The sequence below is a fragment of the Massilia sp. FBCC-B171 genome (assembly GCF_059134155.1).
In genome coordinates this window covers 2,009,253-2,030,219 of sequence record NZ_CP101443.1, presented here as the reverse complement: position 1 = coordinate 2,030,219, position 20,967 = coordinate 2,009,253, and the positions used below count along the sequence as shown (strand labels likewise).

The window sequence follows — 20,967 nt, the reverse complement described above, 5'->3', positions numbered from 1 at the left end:
CTTTTGAGAGGTAGCTAATAACATGACCGAACTCACCCCCCTCCGCCACATCCCCACCGCCAACGTGTTCCGCAAGGGCGACGTCTTCGTCCTGTTCGGCGAACTGTTCGGCCGCGGTTATGTGAATGGCCTCCTCGACGAGGCACGCGCCGCGGGCATGACGATGGTCGGCATCACCGTCGGCCGCCGCGACGAGACCGGCGCCCTGCGCGCACTGACCGCCGAAGAACACGCGGAAGCCGAAGAAAAACTGGGCGGGCGCATCATCAATGTGCCGCTGATGGCCGGCTTCGACATGGACGCCCCGGAAGGCGAGCAGAACCCGACCGAAATGCTGGCCGGCGTCAAACTGAAAACCTGGCAGGACGACAAGCTGGACTGGGACAAGATCGAGCGCTGCCGCGAAGCCGGCGTGCGCCGCTTCACCACGAATGCCGCGCAGGTGATGGGCGAAATCGACAAGCTGATCCCCGAAGGCGCGAACGTCTTCTTCGCCCACACCATGGCCGGCGGCATTCCGAAGATCAAGGCCTTCCTGGCCATTGCCAACCGCATCTATAAAGGCCGCGGCGAGCGCTTCGAATCCTCGCGCGCGCTGCTGGAGAGCGATCTCGGCAAGCTGATCCTGATGAACTTCGACGAAGTCACGGCCAATACGCTGAAATACCTGATCGATGCCTCCGCCCCGATCCGCGAACGCGTGACCGAAGCCGGCGGCGAAGTGCGCTACACGGCCTATGGCTATCATGGCACCGAGATCCTGATCGGCGGCAAATACGTCTGGCAGACCTATACGAACTACACCCAGGGCTATGCCAAGATGCGCCTGGAAAGCATCGCCGAAGCGGCTTGGAAGCAAGGCATTGCCGCGACCGTCTTCAACTGCCCGGAAATCCGCACCAATTCCTCGGACATTTTTGTGGGCGTCGAATTGTCGCTGTTCCCGCTCCTGACCGCGCTGAAGAAAGAAGGCGGCGGAGAATGGGCAGAGAAACAATGGGCAATCTGCCAGGAACTATTGGGCGAAGGCACCTCGCTGCAGTCGCTGCTCGACACCATCGAGCAATACAACAACGATGCCACCAGCGCCCAGTTCCGCAACTTCGAAGCCTGGCCGATGGACAACACCCCGGCCCTGGCCGAGGTCATGATCGGCACCTCGGAAGCCATTACCGATCTGCACAAGGACAAGAAGGCCCTGATCACGGACCACCTGTCCTCGCTGGTGCTCGAAGGCGCCGGCCCGCTGATGTTCCACGGTGCATCCGAAAAGATTGCGCCTGTCGTGTGGCTGAACCACGACATCATCGCACGCCAACTCAACGCGCTGCATCCGTAACCCTTGACGCCGGGAGGCAGGGGCAGAACAATCTGCCTCGCCGTCCCGGCTCTCATTTTATTCTGTCAAAACAATGCCTAAATTTACCGGTTACGTATCCGACCACACGAAGTTCATCGAAGAGTTGAAGTCGAAGACTCCGGGCATGGAAGAGCGCCAGCAGGAAGGCCGCTCCCTGCTCTGGGACAAGCTGCCGATTTCGCTCGACGAAGAAGCGCGCACGAAAGCATCGCGCCTGCGCCAGAACGCCTACCCGTACCAGAACAAGTTCTAAAGGCCAAAAGGCATGCTGCCGGAGCAGGCTGCGCCGGAAGCACCGGGCGCCGAGGTGATCGAGGGCGCACCCCCTCACCCGCTCGACGATGTCGCCGCGGCTGCGATTGCGCGCCTGTACGGCGAGCCGATGCTGCGCATGCCGAACGACCTCTACATCCCGCCCGACGCCCTCGAGATCTTCCTCGACGCCTTCGAAGGCCCGCTCGACCTGCTGCTCTACCTGATCCGCAAGCAAAACTTCAACATCCTCGACATCCCGATGGCGCAGGTCACCCTGCAATATCTCGTCTACGTCGAAGAGATCCGCAAGAGCAACCTGGAACTGGCGGCCGAATACCTGTTGATGGCGGCGATGCTAATCGAGATCAAGTCGCGCATGCTGCTGCCCAAGCGCGAGAACGACCTGGTCGAAGACGCGGGCGACCCGCGCGCGGAACTCGTGCGGCGCCTGCTGGAATACGAACAGATGAAGATCGCCGCCCTGAACCTGGGAATGATGCCGCAGGAAGGGCGCGATTTCCAGCGCCCTTCGCTGCCGGTCGAGCAAAGCCTGGAGCCGGTCTGGCCCCAGGTCGAGCCGCACGACTTGCAGCGGGCCTGGCTCGATGTGCTGCGCCGTGCGAAACTGACCCAGCACCACCGCATCGGGCGCCAGGAACTGTCGGTGCGCGAGCACATGTCGGCGATTTTGCGCTGCCTGCAGTCGCAGCGCTTCGTCGAGTTCGGCGAACTGTTCGAGGGGCAGGCCTCGGTGCCGATCGTCGTCGTGCATTTTGTGGCCCTGCTCGAGCTGGCCAAGGAAACCCTGGTCGAAATCACCCAGGCCGAACCGTTCGCGCCGATTTACGTGCGCCTGGCATACTCGCCGGCATGAGCCGCTTGCCGACGTACTCAACTTACCGCATCCAATTATGAAAATCATCACCACCATTGAAGAACTGCGCGACCAACTGCGCGGCCAGCTGCGCACCGCTTTTGTTCCGACGATGGGCAACCTGCACGAAGGCCACCTCTCGCTGATGCGCCTGGCGCGCAAGCATGGCGACCCGGTGGTCGCCTCCATTTTCGTGAACCGCCTGCAGTTCGGCCCGAACGAAGACTTCGACAAGTATCCGCGCACCTTCCAGGCCGACGTCGAGAAGCTGGAAAAAGAAGGCGTCTACGTCCTGTTCGCGCCGACCGAGTCGGACCTGTACCCGGAGCCGCAGGAATACCGCGTCCAGCCGCCCGACATGCTCGGCAATACGCTGGAAGGCGAGTTCCGCCCGGGCTTCTTCGGGGGCGTGTGCACGGTCGTGACCAAGCTGTTCTCCTGCGTGCAGCCGCGCGTGGCCGTGTTCGGCAAGAAGGATTACCAGCAGCTGATGATCGTGCGAAACATGGCGCGCCAGTTCGCGATGCCGACCGAAATCATCGGCGCCGAAACCTTCCGCGCCGAAGACGGCCTGGCCCTGTCCTCGCGCAACATGTACCTCTCTACAGAACAACGCGCGGAAGCGCCGGCGCTGTACCAGGGCCTGAATTTTGTCGCCAACGAAATCCGCAGCGGCCACCTCGACATCTTCTCGGTCGAGCGCGAAGCGATGGCCCAGCTTGCCGCACGCGGCTGGAAGCCGGACTACATCTCGGTGCGTAAACGCATCGACCTGCAGCCGCCCTCGGCCGGCGACCTGGCCCAGGGCACGCCCCTGGTCGTGCTGGCCGCCGCCAAGCTCGGCACCACGCGCCTGATCGACAATCTCGAAATCTGATGTAAAGGCGCCACGGCCGTCCTGCTATTTTGCAAAGAACTATTAACGTTTTGCAACATCAGCGCTAGACGTCTATACTACTGGCAACAAGCATGCATTCCGGGCCACTGTGGATGCATGCAATGATCTTGCTGCAAGGATTGCTGCCGTGACCGAAACCCCCGCCCGTCCGCCCCGCAAGGGCCTGCCCCGTCCCGCCGATGTCCTCGAGCGCATCGGACAGAACGCCTCGCCGCACGCGATGTGCGACCCCTTCGATATCGGCGAAACCCTGCACAGCCTGGCTGAATCGGGCGAGCCGCTAACGATCTACCCGCAGCATGTGCGCGAGCCGATGCTGGCACGGATCGCCTCGGTTCATCCGGAAGAGCCCCATTTCACGCTGGACCTGGCCGGCGACCTGCCGATTCCCGCCGGCCGGGCCACCTTCGTGGCGGCGCTGGGCGGCAATGCCAAGCTCCAGTTCGAACTGGAAGCCGGCTGGGGCGCCCTGCCCGGCCAGGCCAACATGGTTCCCGCCGTCTTCCCGGAAACCTGCCTGGTCCTGAACCGGCGTGCGGCGCCGCGCCTGGATACGCCGGTGAACGGCAACTTCGCCGCCACCTTCGCCATCCTGAACAAGCAATTCGAACTGCCGCTGTGCGACTACTCGGTCGGCGGCGTCGGCCTGCGCGCGACGCCCGACCAGGCGAAGGACCTGTTCCTCGGCCGCAAGCTGAAAAGCGTGCGCCTGCAGCTGGGCCCGGCATTGGCGATCACGGCCGACCTGGAAGTGCGCCTGCTGCGCCCGTTCCGCAGTTTCCTGCTGGGCGAGCAGGTGCAGGTCGGGTGCGCGATCTCGAATATCGAGATGCAGATGCAGCAGCATCTGGAGCGGCTGATCAGGTCGAATCGCCCGCTAGCGCGGAGCTGAAACTATGCCTGGTCGCCACCGCTCAGGCTCAGGCTCACCAGGCGCAGCGCCGCATCGTCCGGGCACTGGCGGTCGCTGAAGCCCAGGCGCCTGGCAAGCCGGCGCATCGGGGTGTTGACGGCCAGTACATATCCCTCCATGCAGCGCAAACCCCGCTCCCTGGCGTTTGCGATCAGGATTTCCATCAGGCGCCGCGCGAGGCCAAGCCCGTGCCAGTCGTCGGCCACCGTGACGGCGAATTCGCAGCTATCGCTTCCAGGCGCGCCCACATAGCGGGCGCCGCCGACGATGTCTTCATCCTCACCATCGAAGCTGATGGCAACCACGGCGAGATCACGGCCGGGCACCGGATGCGTCGCTGCTGCGAGCATGCGCGGGGACAGCTCGCGCAGCGGGATCATGAAGCGGGTGTAGCGCGATTCGGCCGACAGACGCTCGAAGGCCTCGACAATCTCGTCAGCGTCCTGCGCCCCGATCTCGCGCAACAAGAGCGCGCGGCCGTCGCGCAGCGTTACCTGCATCGGCAGCCTCAGTGCGGTTCCGGCATCGTTTTGCATGGCTGGGCGTCAGCGTTGTTTGCGCTGCCGTGAAATTGCCTGTAACTGCGCAATGGCGATGGCCAGTTCCGACTGCGCCTTGGCGTAATCGATCTTGGTCCCTCGGTTGCGCAAGGCTTCTTCGGCCTGCTTTCTTGCCTCGTTCGCGGCCGCTTCATCCAGGTCACGCCCGCGGATGGCGGTTTCCGCCAGCACCGTCACCTCGTCCGGCTGGACTTCCAGGATGCCGCCGGCGACGAACACCAGCTCTTCGTCCTCGGTTCCCGCGAGCTTGATGCGCACGGCGCCCGGCCGGATCCGCGTCATCAGGGGCGTATGCATGGGATAGATGCCGAGCTCGCCGCTTTCGCCCGGCAGGGCGACGAATTCGGCTTCGCCATCGAAGATTTCTTCCTCGGCCGAGACGACGCTGACGTGGATGGTTCCCTGCGTTGCCATGATGTTTCTCTCATCTAGTCATGCAATCAGACCGCCGCCGCGCCGGAGACGATCTCGGAGAGTTCCTTCGTGATCGCCGCCTGCCGGGTCTTGTTGTACACAAGCTTGAGCTCGTCGATGACGCTGGCCGCGTTGTCGCTGGCCGCCTTCATCGCCATCCTGCGCGCCGAATGCTCGGATGCCACGTTTTCAGCCACTGCCTGGTAGATCAGCGCTTCGACATAGCGCACCAGCAGCTCGTCGATCACGTCGGCCGCGTCCGGCTCGTAGATATAGTCCCAGCTATGCGTTCCCCGCTCGGCCGCCATCCTTTCCGGGGCCAGCGGCACCAGCTGTTCGACCACCGCTTCCTGGCTCATCGAATTGATGAACTTGGTGTAGCCCAGGTAGATGGCGTCGACTTCCCCGCCCTGGTAGGCGTCGAGCAGCACCTTGACCGGGCCCAGCAGCCTTTCCAGGTGCGGCGTGTCCCCGAGCTGCACCGCGTGCGCGACCACCCGGGCGCCGATGCGGTTCATGAAGGACAGGCCCCGGTTGCCGACCACCACCAGGTCGCTGGAGATGCCCTCCGCCTCGAACCTGCGCATGGCCTGGGTGACCGCGCGCAGGATGTTGGTGTTCATGGCGCCGCACAAGCCCTTGTCGGTCGTGATCACGATCAGGCCGGCCTTCTTCGACTCGTGTTGCGTCACCAGGAAGGGGTGGGTGTATTCCGGGCTCGCCTCGGCCAGGTGCCCCGCAATGTTGCGGATCTTCCTGACATAGGGCCGCGCGCTGCGCATCCGGTCCTGCGCCTTGCGCATCTTGGAGGTGGCGACCATCTCCATTGCCTTGGTGATTTTCCTGGTGCTTTCCACGCTCTTGATCTTGTCGCGTATTTCTTTGCCTCCAGCCATGATCCTGACTCCTTGAAAAAATTTCGCCAGTGCCCCCGTCACGACCAGAGCCCAGACGACAGCTGCTGCTCTGCCTCGTCAAAAATATTCCTCTGCGGTAGCATGCTGGCCCGGGCGAAGCGGATCAGCGAGAAGGCGCGGATGCGCGGCGGGACGGTTGGAACGCTGGCAATCCGGAACTCGAGTTCCTCGCCGTCCTGCGCGTGGGCGCCCTCCACCACCACGTTCATCCGGTTCAGCCGCAGGCGCCGGGTGGAGACGGTCAGATGCCGCTCGGGGTGGGCGAACACCGTGCACACATGCTCGAGTTCGCGGTCGAGCGCCTCTTCGCGCAGCCCGAGCGCGGCCAGGTTCTGCGCGTTCTCCTCCACCTGCGCCGCCAGGCGTTCGAGCTCGGCGAGGTCTTGCGCGACGTCGCCGCCGATCAGGCCGCGGATGCCCCTGCCCTGGCGCTCCAGCAATTGCAGGCGCGTCTTGAGCAGCGCACGCTCGCGCTCGAGCGCCGTGCGGCGCGTCTTGTCCGCGGCGGTGCGTGCCAGCCCTTCGAGGGCAAGCTGGTCCAGCAGGCGCGCCACGATCCCCTTCCTGAGTTCAGCCTCGTCGCGCCCGCACATCCGCACCTGGTGGTCGCTGAAGCTGACCGTCGTTTGCGGCACGTCGCGGCGCATGGTGTCGCCTTCCTGGCGCACGCCCAGGACGTGGCGGTCGGTCATTTCCATCCCCAGCACCGCGCAGGCTTCAGCCAGGGGGCTGTTGTTCTCGTTGTCGAAAAATGCGCGCAGCTCGGCCGCGCGGCTGAGGGTGGCCGCGACGTCGTCGGGTGCGGCGAACCAGGCGTGCACGTAGGGGTCGACGGCCCAGGCGGCGGCGCTCGCTTCGCGCGGCGCCGGCACCGCATCGACCAGCTCGCGCAGGTAGGCGAGCGAGGCGCCCAGCGCGGGCGTGAGGCGCTTGCGGCAGTGGCGCGCCAGCCCCAACTGCGGATGCAGCGCCATGACGCGTTCGATCGACTCGCCGACGCGTTCCCGGTCCTGCGGCGCGACGGCATCGTCGGCCCGTCCCAGCCGCTTGAGGAAGCCCATGTTCCAGTCCCTTAACTGTAGCGCTCGTTCACGACGTGCACATGAAGCTTGCGGTTGTTCCAGAACATGTCCTGGATGCGCGGCAGCAGGCTGTTCAGGGCTTCCGGCGGCGCGTCATTGAATTTCAACAGCACCGCCGGACGCGACCCGTCGCCGGGCATGTGTTCGATCTCGTCGAATGGCGGGAAGCCGTACTTGACCAGGAAGGCCTTGATGTCCTCGTCGCTGGTCCCGGCTTCCACATTCCCCATTACCAAGTCGGCCATGACGCTTCTCCTTCAGGCCATGATGTGTACGCCGCCATCGACGTACATGGTTTCCCCGGAGAGCCGCCTGGCATACGGCGAGGCCAGGAAGGCGCAGGTGAAACCGACGTCCATGATGTCGACCAGTTCGCCGAGCGGCGCGCGCTCGGCCGCTTCCGTCAGCAACAGGTCGAAGTCCTTGAGCCCGGAGCCGGCGCGCGTCTTGAGCGGCCCCGGCGACACCGCGTGCACCCGGATGCGTTTCGGTCCCAGTTCATAGGCAAGGTAGCGCGTGCACGCTTCCAGCGCCGCCTTGACCGGGCCCATCAGGTTGTAGTTGGCAACCACTTTGTTGGCGCCGTAATAGCTCATCGTGAACATGCTGCCGCCGTCCTTCATCAGCGGTGCGGCCAGCCGCGCCATGCGGACAAAGGAATGGCAGGAAATGTCCATCGCCTTGCCGAAACCTTCCGCGCTGCTGTCGAGCAGGCCTCCCTGCAGGTCTTCCTTCGGCGCCCACGCGATCGAGTGCACGAACAGGTCGAGCTGTCCCCATTCCTGTTCGATCCGGGCAAACACGGCAGCGATGTCCTCTTGCTTCGTGACGTCGAGCGGCATGAAAATGGGCGCGCCGACTTCGCGCGCAAGCGGTTCGACATAGGTCCTGGTTTTCTCGCCCGCATAGGTAATGGCGAGCTCAGCGCCGAGTTCACGAAAGGCCTTCGCGCAGCCCCAGGCGATGGAGTGCTCGTTGGCGATCCCGCAGACCAGTGCCTTCTTGCCCTCCAGCACAGGGCGGTGGCGATCGTTTGTCATGGTGAATCTCCTTCGATGTGCATGTGCGGAACCTGGTTTGGCACGACCAGCTCGGCCTCGGTGGCCGCGATTACCTCCTGGACCGCGACGCCCGGCGCCGTTTCGAGCAGGGTCGCGCGGCCTTCGGCAAAGCCGATGACGGCCAGTTCCGTGACCAGCAGGTCGATCCTGCGCAGCGAGGTCAGCGGCAGCGAGCATTGCCTGACGATCTTGGGTTTGCCCCTGGCGGTGTGTTGCATGGCGACGATGACCCGTTTGGCCCCGGTCACGAGGTCCATGGCGCCACCCATGCCGGGCACCATCTTCCCGGGGATCGTCCAGTTCGCCAGTAGGCCGGCCTGGTCGACCTGCAGGCCGCCCAGCACCGTGAGGTCAAGGTGTCCTCCGCGGATCAGGCCGAACGACATGGCGCTGTCGAAGGTGGCGGCGCCCGGCAAGGCCGTGACCGGCTGGCCGGCGGCGTCGGTAAGGTAGGCCTGGGCCATGCCTTCCTGCGGAATCGGTCCGGTGCCGATCAGGCCGTTCTCGGACTGGAAGTAGATGTGCATGTCGCGCGGCACGTAGTTGGCGACCTGGGTCGGGATGCCGACGCCGAGGTTGGCCAGCATCCCGGGGCGCAGTTCCTGGGCAATGCGTTTGGCAATCAGGGTCTGGGCGTCCATGGCGCACTCTCCTTGTCGCCCTAGTGGGCAACGACGTAGTCGACCAGCACCGCCGGCGTCACGACATGGTCGGGCGAGATCATCCCCACCGGGACGATATGGGCCGCGTCGACGATCACGGTGCCGGCGGCCATCGCGATCACGGGATTGAAATTGCGCGCCGTCAGCGCATACACCAGGTTGCCGTAATAATCGGAGAGGAAGGCCTCGACCAGCGCGAAATCGGCTTTCAATGCCGTCTCCAGCAGCCAGGAAGCGCCGTCGAGCTCGATCTTTTGCTTGCCCTCTTCGACGGCCGTGCCGACGCCGGTCGGCGTCAGTATTCCGCCCAGGCCATGACCGGCGGCGCGCAGCCGCTCGATCAGGGTGCCTTGCGGCACCAGCTCGACGTCCATCTCGCCCGCGATCATCTTCTTCTGGGTTTCCGGATTGAGCCCGATATGGCTGACGATGGCTTTGCGCACCGCCCCGGCCGAGACCAGCTTCCCGATCCCGCGCCCGGGCGTGGCGGTGTCGTTCGCGATCACGGTCAGTTCGCGCTTGCCCTGGCGTGTCAGTTCGTCCATCACCCGTTCCGGGGTGCCGACGCCCATGAAGCCGCCGATCATGACGCTGGCGCCGTCCGGGATCAGCGCAACCGCATTCTCGAGGCTGAGCGTTTTCATGCCCCCGCCCCTTTGACCACGTCGCGCGTGTGGCGCGCGATCATCAGTTCCTCGTTGGTCGGAATCACCCAGGCGGAGACCCTGCTCGCCGCCGTGCTGATGCAGGGGCCGCCTGCCTCGTTGGCGGCCGGATCGAGCTCGACCCCGAGCCAGCGCGCCTGGCTGCAGACGCGTTCGCGGATCAGCGCCGAGTGCTCGCCGATGCCGGCCGTGAAGACGAGGGCATCGACGCCCTGCGTGGCCGCCGCCAGCGACCCGATTTCGCGGCCGATGCGGTAGACAAACAGGTCGACCGCGAAGCGGGCACGCGCATCTTCGCTGCCCAGCAATACCCGCATGTCGCTCGACATGCCCGACACGCCAAGCAGGCCCGATTGCTTGTAGATCAGGTTTTCGATGGCGCGCGTATCCATCTTGAGGTGATCCATCAGGAACAGGATCACGCCCGGATCCAGGTTGCCGCAGCGAGTGCCCATCGGCAGGCCGTCGACGGCGGTAAACCCCATGGTGCTGGCCATGCTCTTGCAGCCCTCCAGCACGCACAGGCTCGAGCCGTTGCCAAGGTGGGCAACCAGCGTGGCACCCGCCGCGCCCTGCTCCGAATACCCGGGCAGCACGGACGCGATGTATTCGTAGGACAGGCCATGGAAACCGTAGCGCCGCACCCCCATCCCGGTAATCGAGGCCGGCAGCGCGTAGGCCTGCGCCACCTCGGGCTGCGAGCGGTGGAAGGCGGTATCGAAGCAGGCGACCTGCGGCAAGTCGGGCCGCGCCCGGGCCAGGCCGCGGATCGGCGCCAGGTTGTGCGGCTGGTGCAGGGGCGCCAGCGGCGTGAGCTTGTCGAGCGCGTCGATCACGCTCGGTGTGACCAGGGTCGACCCGGTGAACTGCAGGCCGCCGTGCACGACGCGGTGGCCGACCGCGGCCAGGCGGTGGCCCTCGCCGTGGCTGCGCAGGAATTGCGCGATGTACTCGGTCGCCTCGTGGTGTCCGAATCCGGCGTCCGCCTCCCAGCGCTGCTCGCCGATGGGGCCGCCGCCGGCATCTTTCGCGCTGAAGCGCGCACCTGTGTACAGGCCCTCGACCTGGCCGTAGAAAATGAGTTCGGGTTCGACGGGGCCGGCGTCGAAGGCGCGGAACTTGATGCTCGACGAGCCGGCGTTGAGGACGAGAATGACGTCAGCCATGGCATCACCTCACCGGGTTGGCGCTCTCGCGGCGCGCTTTCGCCACCAGGGTGGCCACTGCACAGGACGCCAGCCTGGTCACCATCGAATCGGCGCGGCTGGTGAGGATGACCGGCACCCGCGCGCCGAGGACGATGCCGGCCGCATCCGCGCCGGCGAGGAAGGACAGGCTCTTGGCGAGCATGTTGCCGGCCTCGAGATCGGGCACCATCAGCACGTTGGCGTGCCCGGCGACGGGCGAATCGATGTTCTTGATTTTCGCCGCAAGCGGATCGATGGCATTGTCCAGCGCCAGCGGGCCGTCGACCAGGGCGCCGCTGATCTGGTGACGATCGACCATCTTGCACAGTGCGGCAGCCTCGACCGTGGACGGCACCTTCGGGTTGACCGTCTCCATCGCCGACAGCACCGCCACCCGCACTTCCGGAAACTGCAACGCGTGCGCAAGGTCGATGGCGTTCTGCAAAATGTCCATCTTTTCTTCCAGCGTCGGCGCGATATTCACGGCGGCGTCGGTGATGACCAGCGCATCGTCGTGCCCCGGCACGTCCATCACGAAACAATGGCTGACGCGGCGCCCGGTACGCAGGCCCGACTCGCGCTTGACTACCGCGCCCATCAGCTCGTCGGTATGCAGGCTGCCCTTCATCAATGCTTCGGCCTTGCCTTCACGTACCAGCGCGACGGCCGCAGCCGCGGACGCCTGGCTGTATTCCGCCTCGACGATGCGCACGTCGTCCAGGTCCAGGCCGTTCTCCTTCGCAACCGCCTCGATCCGTGCACGCGGCCCGACCAGGATCGGCGCGATCAGGCCGACGCGCCCAGCTTCCAGCGCGCCCGCGAGCGAACTCTTGTCGCAGGGGTGCGCAACGGCGGTCGGCATCGGCGGCAGCTCCTTGCAATAATCGATCAGCCGCTGGTATTTTTCGTGCTTCGGTTCCATGTCAGGCTCCTGTCAATGGAGGCGGGCGCCGGGTGCCGGCTGCGGGATCGTTACGAAAGGCGGTACCGCGGGGGATTCGCCGCTCAACAGCGCGCGCAGCCGCTCCACCGCGGCCAGCTGCCCGCCCGTCGGCGGCGTCGCCTGCACGCGCGGGTCCGCCATCAGCTTGTCGACCAGCGTCAGCAGGCGCTCGCGGTCGCCGCGCTCGCGCAACAGCGTGGGCAGGGTGGCGATCGCCTCCTCATGCGCGTAGCGGGCAATGATTTCCTGCTCGCCGCGGATGCGCCGCCACTGGTCGAGCGGCAGGTCCGGCAGGTACTCGGCGTAGTCATGCGCCAGCTCCTTGCGCTTCACCAGCCGCGCCAGGGGCAGCAGCTCGCCCTGTTGCGGGGCGCGCAAGCTGGCCAGGCGGGCGAAGGCCTCGGCATAGCCGCCCTCGGTGATCGAGCCCAGCGCTTCCTGGACGAAAGGCAGGCTGCGCACGTCACCCGCCGTATGGGTCTCGAGCTGCGCCGGCTGCTTGTCCGCGAGGTAAAACGCAAACATGTTGGCGTAGACGCTGAAGAACTGCGCTTCGGTGGTGGCGTCGCGCAAGCCCCGGTACAGGTCGAGCGAGGCACTGACCAGCTCGGCGCCGGAGTTTTCCAGGCGCCGCCACGGATCGTCGGCATCGACCGGCTGGCGGTGCGCCTTGACCGCCTGGGCCGCGGGTTCGAGCCAGGCCATCCAGGGATTGCGGCTCGACAGCGCCCAGTTCTGGACACGCAAGGGATGGAGGGTACGCAGCAGCTTCGCGCTCACGTCGTTCGACATCGCCCGCACCAGCGGTTGCGCGAACAGCTCGTAGGCGCGCTGGTTGAAGTCCGACAGCGCCGCCACTGCCTCGAACGGCTTCTCGTCGACCCGCCTGAAGCGGTTGCCCCGGGCGACGACATCTTCCAGCCGGCGTTCGTGGAAGGTGACTTCGTACTGCTTCTCTGCGCCCGCATCCGCGTCCTCGATTTCGGTGATCTGCATGCCGTACAGGCCGGGCGGCAAAATCTCCACTTCGTCGAGCACCGACACGAGTTGCGTATATTCCTTCTTGGCGACCTTGCCGGAAACAAAAATGCCGAGATGGCCGACGTTCTGATGCAGCAGGCCGACGATCACCTGGCCGCGCGCCTTGATTTCCTCGGTGCTGCCGTAGATGTCGGCCACCCAGTTGAATGCCTGCTCCGGCGGCGTGATGTTGTCGCCCATTGAAGCGAACAGGACGATCGGCATCTTGATGGCGCGCAAGTCGAAAGCCTGGCCGCCGGCTCCCTTGACGTCGCCGGACCACAGCTTGTTGCCGACGAACAGGTTGTGCGTGATGAATTCGATTTCCTCGCGGTTGAGCAGGTAGTAGGTGCCCCACCAGCGCTCGAAATCGAGATAGCGCGCCGGTTCCGTGTCCGCGTCCTTGTACACCTTGTAATACTTGTCCCATAGCGTGTTGGCGGGATTGAGGTGTTCGAAGTTCTCCACCAGGTAGGCGCCGTCGAAGATGCCATTGCCGAGGTCGGCGGTAAACGAGGACAGCCAGGTGCCCCCCAGCATGCCGCCGGAATAGCGCATCGGGTTGTCGCCTTCGCCTTCCTCCCATGCGCCGCTCACATAGGCCATCGGCGCACCGTTGATGAGGATCGGCCCGGTGTCCTCGGGACCGGACGCGGCCAGCATCATCGCCGCCCAGCCCCCCTGGCAGTTGCCGATGATCACCGGCTTCCCGCTGTCCGGGTGCAGCTTGCGCACGTGCTTCACGAACTGGCCCTCGGCGCTGCACACGTCGAGCAGGGTCTGGCCCGGTTCCGGGTCGCGGAAGAAGCTCACGAAATACACCGGATGGCCGGCGCGCATCGCCACGCCGGCCTGCGAGTCGTCCTTGAAGCCGCCGATGCCCGGACCATGCCCGGCGCGCGGGTCGATGATGAGATAGGGACGTTTCGCGGGATCGATCGTGACGCCGGCCGGCGGCGTCACCCGCAGCAGGGTGTAGTTGACCGGCCGCTCGAACGTGCGGCCGTCGAGGATGGTTTCGTAGTCGAAATGGAGCACCGGTTCCGACCCTTTCATCGCACGCTCGATGAAGTTGTCGCCGCGCTGGCGCATCGTGTCCCAGAACAGGATTGAACGCTGGAAGGCATCGACCGCATAGTGCTGGAAGGACAAGGGATTGAAGGCCGCCAATGGCCCAGGACTTGCCTCGGGGCTTTTGCCGCCCACCGCTTCGCTTGCCGCGTCTTTCACCCGCTGGCTGAACTGATCGGCTGCGGTTTTCATCCGTTTTTGATAGACAAGACCGATCTTCGTGCCGATCTCATGGCTCCGTCCAAGTTGCGTGGCAGCGTCCATAGGAAAACCTCGAATGTGGGATGGTAAGCAAGTGCTCAGTGGAGAATTCTGAAGGTGCAGCTTCCACTGGAGCTCTCATTTTGTCCCACCAAAGTCATTTCACAATGAGACCATGGTCCCATTCGGCCCGATGCCGGATCAGGCGGCCCTGATCTCGTTCGACAGTGGCTGGCCGGTGGCGTACTCGGTGACGCTGCGCAGCGTGGTTTCGCTGATCGTCGTGATCGCTTCGCGCGTGAAGAAGGCCTGGTGGCCGGTCACGATGACGTTCGGGAAGGAGACCAGACGCTGCAGCACGTCGTCGGTGATCACGCTGCTCGACAGGTCGCGGAAAAACAGATCCCCTTCCTGCTCGTAGACATCCAGGCCAAGACCACCCAGCTGGCCGCTCTTGAGTGCCGCGATGGCGGCGTCGGTATCGACCAGGCCGCCACGGCTCGTATTGATCAGCAATGCGCCCGGCTTCAGGCGCGCGAGGGTGCCTGCATTGACGAGGTGATGCGATTCAGGGGTCAGGGGGCAATGCAGGGAGATGATGTCGCTCTGCGCCCCGATTTCATCGGCCGTGGCGTAACGCGCCCCCATCGCCTCGAATTCGGCCGAGTGATGGATGTCATAACCGATGACCTCGCATCCAAACCCGAGCATGATCCGCCCGAAGACGCGGCCGATCTTCCCTGTTCCAATCACTGCAACCGTCTTGCCGTGCAGGTCGAAGCCCATCAAACCGTCGAGTGCGAAATTCGAGTCGCGCGTGCGTTGGTAAGCGCGATGGATCTTGCGGTTAATGGCCAACAGCAAGGCAACGGCATGCTCGGCAACCGAATACGGGGAATAGTTGACGACCCGGACGACCTTCATGCCCAAGCGCTGTGCGGCAGCGAGGTCGACATTGTTGAACCCGGTGCAGCGCAAGGCGACCAGACCGGTGCCGGCGCGCCGCAACACCTCCAGCACGGCCGCGTCGGCATTGTCGTTGACGAATATGCACACTGCCTCATGGCCCGCAGCCAGGCTGGCGGTGTCGAGGTCGAGCAGGTCTTGAAAATAGTTGAGCTGGTGCCCCTCGGCGGCATTGGCTGCGTTCAGGAATTCGCGGTCGTAGCGTTCCGCGCTGAATACGGCAATCTTCATGGCACGCTCCCCAGGCCTGTCCGATGTACTGGAAGGTGGACTGCGATCAGCGGCAGGAGTTCAGCCGGGCGAGCTTCCTCGCGCTGCGGACTGCTCCAGCTACTGCGTCACCGCCTGCGCCCAGGCCAGCGCCGACAGGTGCGCCTTGTTCACTTCCAGCGGACTCAGGTCGAGCGAGCCGGCCAGCGCGCCCACCAGGTTCGAGCTGAGCTCGCAGGCCTCGGCCAGCGCCAGGTAGGGCCCGTACATGCCTTCGCGCGACAGCAGCGCACGCACGACTTCCGGCGGCAGGGGGATGGTTTCCAGCACCTCTTGCATCGGCAGGCCGAGCAGGCGGTCGAGCAGGGAGAACATGCCGGCCACGAACAGGTTTTCGGCTTCCACCTTGGGCAGCGTACTGAGCCCCAGCAGTTCGGTCAGGCGCCCGCGCACGACCGCCGTTTCCATCAGCACCGGCGAATAACCGCTCGCGCTGGCGCTGGCCAGCAGCATGGTCAGCCAGCGGTAGAGCGGCGCGTAGCCCATCAGGCTGATCGCCTGGCGGATCGACTGCACCTCGCGCCCTGCCCCGAAGCCGGCCGAATTAATGTTGCGCAGCAGCTTGTAGGTGAGCGCCGGGTCGCGCTTGAGCACGCTTTCGAGCTTGGGGATGTCGTCGTTGTTCTGCACCATCTGCATCAGTTGCAGGATGATGGTCTGGGCCGGATTGAGCCCCTTGACCGGGTTGCCCGGGCGCGGGGTCAGGTGCAGTTTGCCGACAAAGGCGTCCAGGCCGAGCGCGGCGCAGGCGTCGTAGTCGACCCAGTTGGTGACCGGGCGCCCCAGCATGCGCAGCGCCGATTGTTTGGCCGCGGCATAGGTGCGCGCCTGCTCGGCCACGTTGATGCCGGCAAAGCGCATCTCGACGTGCGACGCATAGGGCACGAGGGCCGGGGTGATGTGCTTGACGTCCAGGCCGCGCAGCGAGATGCCGACGCCGCCGGCGCGTACCGCCTGCACGGCGGGGCGCGCGCCCGGGTCCATCAGGTGGCGCGCGTCCAGGCTCAGGACCGTGCGTTCGGGCGGCAGGTTGAACAGCGCGTCGGTCGACAGCATGGCCGGGACGGCGTCCAGGAACAGTTGCTTTTCGCGCAGCAGCCAGCCGTGCAGGTCGTGGTTGAGGTGCTCGGCCACAAACGCGACCAGTCGTTCGAGCTCGGCGTCCGGCATGGCCTGGCCGCCCTGCTGCCACAGCAATTCATAGCCGATGACCCGCTGCGACGGGTCGAGCAGCGGTTCGCGAACAATATAGTTGGTGTGATGCATGGAGTGGTCGCAGTAAATCGAGGGCGAACAGGAGGCGGCGCGCGGCCGCCGGTAGGCCTCAGAAGCCCAGGCTGTCGAGCAGGTCGTCGACCTGGCCCTGGTTCGACACCACCTCGAGGTTGCCCTCGGGTTTGATCTGCGGGCCGTTCAGCAGGCCGTTGTCGAGCTCGCGCTTGATTTCGTCCGGGGCGAAATCGATCAACACCTGCACCAGCTGCTTTTCCAGGTCCTGGGCGATCGAGGTGATCTTGCCGATCACCTGGCCGGTCAGGTCCTGGAAGTCCTGGGCCAGCATGATGTTCATCAGCTCGGCACGGGTGGCAGTGGCGGCGCGTTCGTTCTCGGCCATCGTCGCCATCGTGCGTTCGGCCAGGGCGCGCCAGTCTTCCGCCTTGGCGGCTTCGCCGGCGCCGTCCTTGTCGAGCAAGGCCTGCCAGGAGGTGCGAATGTCGGCGCTGCGGCTTTCCACCGCGTCCTGCAAGGGGCCGGCCGCATCGGTGGCGTCGAGCACGCGCTTGGCGGCCTGTTCCGAGAGACGGGCCACATAGTCGAGCCGGTCGCGTGCATCGGGGATGTCGCTCGCCGCTTTTTCAACCAGCTTGTCCAGGCCGAGGCCGCGCAGGCTGTCGTGCAGCGTGCGCGTCATGTGACCGACCCGGCTCAGGACTTCTTCGTGTCCAAGCCCATCCACTCCAACGACAGCGACCGGCTCGAGCATGATCAGGCCTTTTCCATTTTCTCGAAGATCTTGTTCAGCTTTTCGTCGAGCGTGGCGGCGGTGAATGGCTTGACCACATAGCCGCTTGCGCCGGCCTGGGCCGCCGCGATGATGTTTTCTTTCTTCGCTTCCGCGGTCACCATCAGCACCGGCAGCTTGGCCAGTGCGGGATCGGCACGGATGTTTTGCAGCATGGTCAGACCGTCCATGTTAGGCATGTTCCAGTCGGAGACCACGAAGTCAAACGTCTCGCTGCGCAGCTTGGCCAGCGCCATTACGCCGTCTTCCGCTTCATCGACGTTGGCGTAGCCCAGTTCTTTCAACAAGTTCCGGACAATGCGGCGCATCGTCGAGAAATCGTCAACAACCAGGAAACGCATCTTTGGATCAGCCATGAAATACTCCGTTGTTTCTTCTACTAATGGTTAGTGTGGCTTGAGTCGCTGCAACAAGCAACCTCAAGAATAGCATTTTTGTTGCCGTACGGCGATAAAACCGACAGGAAATGGTGCGATTCGGCGCGATCCGGATCAAACACGCAACGCTCTTCCACCATGGGCCGCCAGATGACCGAGTACAAGGCCGGGCAAGGCCGTCAGCGGCGCCACTTCGTGGGTGGCGCCAATGGCGATTGCTTCGCGCGGCATGCCGAAGACGACGCACGAGGCTTCGTCCTGGGCGAAATTCTGTGCACCAGCGTTTTTCATTTCCAACATACCAGCAGCGCCGTCTTTACCCATGCCCGTCAGGATCACGCCGACCGCATTTTTACCGGCGGCAACTGCCGCCGAGCGGAACAGCACGTCGACCGAAGGACGATGGCGGTTCACCGGATCGGTCTGCTCGATTTTGGTCATGTAGTTGGCGCCCGAGCGCGCCAGCAAGAGGTGCGAATGGCCAGGCGCGATATACGCGTGACCCGGCAGGATGCGCTCGTTGCCGGCGGACTCGCACACTGTAATCTTGCACAGGGAATCGAGGCGCCGCGCAAACGAGGTGGTAAAGCCTTCGGGCATGTGCTGGGCAATCAGGATGCCCGGGCAGTCCGAGGGCATCTGCATCAGGAATTCGCGGATCGCTTCGGTGCCGCCGGTCGAGGCGCCGACGATGATCAGTTTTTCCGACGAAATCAGGGGGCTGCGCATCGAAGGCAGCGCCGTGGTCGGCGTGGCGCTGGCCACCGTGCGTTTTACACGCGCACGTGCGGCGGCGCGGATTTTATCGGTGATCAGCTCGGTGTACTCGCGCATGCCGCTCTGGATCGAGATCTTCGGCTTGGTCACGAAGTCGACCGCGCCCAGTTCGAGCGCGCGCATCGTGATTTCCGAGCCGCGCTCGGTCAGCGAAGACACCATCAGCACCGGCATCGGGCGCAGGCGCATCAGCTTCTCGAGAAAGTCGAGGCCATCCATCTTCGGCATCTCGACGTCGAGCGTGAGCACGTCTGGGTTGGTTTTCTTGATCAGTTCGCGCGCGACGAGCGGATCGGGGGCGGTGCCCACCACTTCCATGTCGGCTTGCGAATTGACGATCTCGCTCATCACACTGCGGATCAGGGCCGAGTCGTCGACGATCAGGACCTTGGTTTTCATGGGTTTTCCTTAGCGAATCAGAAAAGATCGATTTCACCGCCCACGGGCTCGACCTTGAGGCGCTTGGCGTAGTCGAGTTCGCGCTTGGCCAGCGTATCGTTCTGGGTTTGCATGAGTTTCTTCACCAGCACCTTTCCCGTCTTCGGGAAGAAGTACACCTTGCGCGGGTGGATGTCGTTCAGGTCTTCGGCCAGCACCGGGATGCGTTCGGTCTTGAGGAACTGCATCACGAACTCGGCGTTGCGCTGGCCCACGTTCATGGCCGTGAAACCGCGCAGCACGGCGCCGCCGCCGAAGACCTTGGCTTCCAGGTTTTCGCGGCGCGCACCGGCTTTCAGCAGGTCGTTGATCAGGATTTCCATGGCAAAGGTGCCGTAGCGCATGGAAGCCGAGACCGGGCTGCCGGCGTCGCCGCCGCCATCGGGCAGCATGAAGTGGTTCATGCCGCCGAGACCGGTGATGCGGTCGCGGATGCAGGCCGAGACGCAGGAACCGAGCACGGTCACGATCAGCATGTTCTTGCCGGTGTAGTAGTACTCGCCCGGCAGGATCTTGGCCGCGTCGCAATCGAAGGTGCGGTCGTAGTAGACGTTGGTGGCGAACTGGTTATTCGAATGCATGGTGTTTCCGGGAGGTACGCATGAGCGGCACGCCTCAGGCGCGGCGCTCGTTGAGTTCGTAGACGGTCTTGCCGCGCAGGCGCAGCGAGTCGGAAACGTAGAGGAAATTCTCCGAGTGGCCGGCGAACAGCAACGCATGCGGCTTCATCAGGGGCACGAAGCGCGCCAGGATCTTGCGTTGCGTTTCCTTGTCAAAATAGATCATCACGTTGCGGCAGAAGATGGCGTCGAACTGGCCGTTCACCGGCCACGAATCCGACAGCAGGTTCAGCTGGCGGAAAGTGACCAGCTGGCGCAGTTCCGGGCGCACGCGCACCATGCCTTCGTGGCGGCCCTTGCCGCGCAAGAAGAAGCGCTTGAGGCGTTCGGGCGACATCTTTTCCACGCGGTCCAGGCCATACATGCCTTCGCTGGCGGTGGCCAGCACGTTGGTGTCGATGTCGGTGGCGATGATCTGCACCGGCGGCGTGAGCGAGTCGAACGCTTCGCACAGCGTCATCGCGATCGAATACGGTTCTTCGCCGGTGGAACTGGCCGAGCACCAGATCGTCAACGGCGCATGCTCGCGCCCGCGCAGCAGCTGCACGTGGTCGGCCAGCAGCGGGAAGTGGTGGGCTTCGCGGAAGAACGAGGTCAGGTTGGTGGTCAGCGCATTCGTGAACGCTTCGAATTCATCCCCCAGGCGACCTGCTTCCAGGTCATCGAGGTATTTGCCGAAGGAGACGATGCCGGTGGCGCGCAGGCGCCGCGCCAGGCGGCTGTAGACCATTTCCTGCTTGCTATCGGCCAGCGAGATGCCGGCGCGGCGGTAGATCAGTGCGCGCACGCGCTCGAAGTCGGCGCGCGTGAAGTCAAATTCCTTGACTGTGTCGGAGTTGTGTAACGGCACTTTGCCTTACCTGTCTGTTCTGCCGGCCCGGGGGGGGCCGGCGATTGTTCTGCTCGGTGCCGTTCGTCTTACGCAGCCAGCTTCGTATCGATGAGACCCATTTCGGCCGAGGACATCAGGCGGTCGATGTCGACCAGGATCAGCATGCGCTCGTCGACCGTACCCAGGCCGATCAGGTAGTCGGTGGAGAATGCGCTGCCCATGTCCGGGGCCGGCTTGACCTGGTCAGGCGTCAGGGTGGTGACGTCGGAGACGCTGTCGACCACCATGCCCATCACGCGGCCGGCGATGTTCAGGATGATCACGACCGTGAACTGGTCATAGGTCGGGGCGCCGAGGTTGAACTTGATGCGCATGTCGACCACGGGGATGATGATCCCGCGCAGGTTGATCACGCCCTTGATGAATTCGGGCGCGTTGGCGATGCGGGTCACGGCTTCGTAGCCGCGGATTTCCTGCACCTTCAGGATGTCGATCCCGTACTCTTCCGAGCCGAGCGTGAAGGCGAGGTATTCGTTGCCGGCGCCGTCGGTGGCTTGGGAAATGTTCTGGGTAATGGACAT

24 protein-coding genes are annotated in these 20,967 nt (G+C 64.5%); 5 read left to right on the top strand and 19 right to left on the bottom strand.

Annotation, left to right across the window (positions count from 1 at the left end):
* Positions 1-22: 22 nt before the first annotated feature.
* The 5 genes from NMB41_RS09235 to NMB41_RS09215 all read left to right on the top strand — a co-directional run bounded on the left by NMB41_RS09235 (position 23) and on the right by NMB41_RS09215 (position 4,279).
* Positions 23-1,339 carry an enoyl ACP reductase FabMG family protein gene (locus NMB41_RS09235; RefSeq protein ID WP_494382168.1) on the top strand — a complete coding sequence of 439 codons (1,317 nt, stop codon included), beginning with the start codon at positions 23-25 and terminating at the stop codon, positions 1,337-1,339.
* 73 nt (positions 1,340-1,412) lie between these two features.
* On the top strand, positions 1,413-1,613 hold the full coding sequence (locus NMB41_RS09230; RefSeq protein WP_494382167.1) for a DUF3460 family protein: 201 nt from the start codon (positions 1,413-1,415) through the stop codon (positions 1,611-1,613).
* Positions 1,614-1,625: 12 nt separating this feature from the next.
* Positions 1,626-2,489, top strand: coding sequence for a segregation and condensation protein A (locus NMB41_RS09225; protein ID WP_494382166.1), 864 nt, complete (start codon positions 1,626-1,628; stop codon positions 2,487-2,489).
* A 37-nt stretch (positions 2,490-2,526) separates the two neighbouring features.
* On the top strand, positions 2,527-3,366 hold the full coding sequence (gene panC / locus NMB41_RS09220) for a pantoate--beta-alanine ligase (RefSeq protein ID WP_494382165.1): 840 nt from the start codon (positions 2,527-2,529) through the stop codon (positions 3,364-3,366).
* A 148-nt stretch (positions 3,367-3,514) separates the two neighbouring features.
* Entirely contained in the window at positions 3,515-4,279 is a 765-nt protein-coding gene (locus NMB41_RS09215; protein ID WP_494382164.1) for a PilZ domain-containing protein, read from the top strand.
* A gap of 2 nt (positions 4,280-4,281) precedes the next feature.
* Here the strand turns inward: NMB41_RS09215 and NMB41_RS09210 are convergent, their stop codons facing one another.
* The 19 genes from NMB41_RS09210 to NMB41_RS09120 all read right to left on the bottom strand — a co-directional run bounded on the left by NMB41_RS09210 (position 4,282) and on the right by NMB41_RS09120 (position 20,967).
* Positions 4,282-4,836, bottom strand: coding sequence for a GNAT family N-acetyltransferase (locus NMB41_RS09210; RefSeq protein ID WP_494382163.1), 555 nt, complete (start codon positions 4,834-4,836; stop codon positions 4,282-4,284).
* A 9-nt stretch (positions 4,837-4,845) separates the two neighbouring features.
* On the bottom strand, positions 4,846-5,274 hold the full coding sequence (locus tag NMB41_RS09205) for a F0F1 ATP synthase subunit epsilon (RefSeq protein ID WP_494382162.1): 429 nt from the start codon (positions 5,272-5,274) through the stop codon (positions 4,846-4,848).
* A 26-nt stretch (positions 5,275-5,300) separates the two neighbouring features.
* Entirely contained in the window at positions 5,301-6,170 is an 870-nt protein-coding gene (atpG, locus tag NMB41_RS09200) for a F0F1 ATP synthase subunit gamma (RefSeq protein WP_494382161.1), read from the bottom strand.
* Positions 6,171-6,208: 38 nt separating this feature from the next.
* A complete protein-coding gene (locus NMB41_RS09195; RefSeq protein ID WP_494382160.1) occupies positions 6,209-7,252 on the bottom strand; it encodes a hypothetical protein in 1,044 nt (347 codons plus the stop codon).
* An 11-nt stretch (positions 7,253-7,263) separates the two neighbouring features.
* Entirely contained in the window at positions 7,264-7,518 is a 255-nt protein-coding gene (locus NMB41_RS09190; RefSeq protein ID WP_494382159.1) for an RNA-binding protein, read from the bottom strand.
* 12 nt (positions 7,519-7,530) lie between these two features.
* Positions 7,531-8,313, bottom strand: a complete 783-nt coding sequence (gene fabI / locus NMB41_RS09185; RefSeq protein ID WP_494382158.1) for an enoyl-ACP reductase FabI — start codon at positions 8,311-8,313, stop codon at positions 7,531-7,533.
* The gene (locus tag NMB41_RS09180) at positions 8,310-8,975 is read right to left on the bottom strand and encodes a 3-oxoacid CoA-transferase subunit B (protein ID WP_494382157.1); all 666 of its coding nucleotides are present in this window, start codon (positions 8,973-8,975) and stop codon (positions 8,310-8,312) included. Before NMB41_RS09180 ends, fabI begins: the two co-directional genes overlap by 4 nt.
* A gap of 20 nt (positions 8,976-8,995) precedes the next feature.
* Complete coding sequence (locus NMB41_RS09175; RefSeq protein ID WP_494382156.1) at positions 8,996-9,640, bottom strand: 3-oxoacid CoA-transferase subunit A; 645 nt, start codon at positions 9,638-9,640, stop codon at positions 8,996-8,998.
* The gene (locus NMB41_RS09170; RefSeq protein WP_494382155.1) at positions 9,637-10,827 is read right to left on the bottom strand and encodes an acetate/propionate family kinase; all 1,191 of its coding nucleotides are present in this window, start codon (positions 10,825-10,827) and stop codon (positions 9,637-9,639) included. Before NMB41_RS09170 ends, NMB41_RS09175 begins: the two co-directional genes overlap by 4 nt.
* Before the next feature lie 4 nt (positions 10,828-10,831).
* Positions 10,832-11,770, bottom strand: coding sequence for a phosphate acetyltransferase (locus NMB41_RS09165; protein ID WP_494382154.1), 939 nt, complete (start codon positions 11,768-11,770; stop codon positions 10,832-10,834).
* 12 nt (positions 11,771-11,782) lie between these two features.
* Complete coding sequence (locus tag NMB41_RS09160) at positions 11,783-14,146, bottom strand: DUF3141 domain-containing protein (protein WP_494382153.1); 2,364 nt, start codon at positions 14,144-14,146, stop codon at positions 11,783-11,785.
* A 138-nt stretch (positions 14,147-14,284) separates the two neighbouring features.
* Entirely contained in the window at positions 14,285-15,280 is a 996-nt protein-coding gene (locus NMB41_RS09155; RefSeq protein ID WP_494382152.1) for a 2-hydroxyacid dehydrogenase, read from the bottom strand.
* Between the two features lie 99 nt (positions 15,281-15,379).
* Positions 15,380-16,585, bottom strand: coding sequence for an EAL and HDOD domain-containing protein (locus tag NMB41_RS09150; RefSeq protein ID WP_494382151.1), 1,206 nt, complete (start codon positions 16,583-16,585; stop codon positions 15,380-15,382).
* A 58-nt stretch (positions 16,586-16,643) separates the two neighbouring features.
* Positions 16,644-17,303, bottom strand: a complete 660-nt coding sequence (gene cheZ, locus NMB41_RS09145) for a protein phosphatase CheZ (RefSeq protein ID WP_494382150.1) — start codon at positions 17,301-17,303, stop codon at positions 16,644-16,646.
* A 2-nt stretch (positions 17,304-17,305) separates the two neighbouring features.
* Positions 17,306-17,698 carry a chemotaxis response regulator CheY gene (gene cheY / locus NMB41_RS09140; protein WP_379785642.1) on the bottom strand — a complete coding sequence of 131 codons (393 nt, stop codon included), beginning with the start codon at positions 17,696-17,698 and terminating at the stop codon, positions 17,306-17,308.
* Positions 17,699-17,833: 135 nt separating this feature from the next.
* The gene (locus NMB41_RS09135; protein WP_494382149.1) at positions 17,834-18,895 is read right to left on the bottom strand and encodes a protein-glutamate methylesterase/protein-glutamine glutaminase; all 1,062 of its coding nucleotides are present in this window, start codon (positions 18,893-18,895) and stop codon (positions 17,834-17,836) included.
* Positions 18,896-18,912: 17 nt separating this feature from the next.
* Positions 18,913-19,515, bottom strand: a complete 603-nt coding sequence (cheD, locus tag NMB41_RS09130) for a chemoreceptor glutamine deamidase CheD (RefSeq protein ID WP_494382148.1) — start codon at positions 19,513-19,515, stop codon at positions 18,913-18,915.
* A 34-nt stretch (positions 19,516-19,549) separates the two neighbouring features.
* Positions 19,550-20,404 (bottom strand): CheR family methyltransferase, encoded by an 855-nt coding sequence (locus tag NMB41_RS09125; protein WP_494382147.1) that lies wholly within the window; start codon positions 20,402-20,404, stop codon positions 19,550-19,552.
* A 68-nt stretch (positions 20,405-20,472) separates the two neighbouring features.
* Positions 20,473-20,967, bottom strand: a complete 495-nt coding sequence (locus NMB41_RS09120) for a chemotaxis protein CheW (RefSeq protein ID WP_494382146.1) — start codon at positions 20,965-20,967, stop codon at positions 20,473-20,475.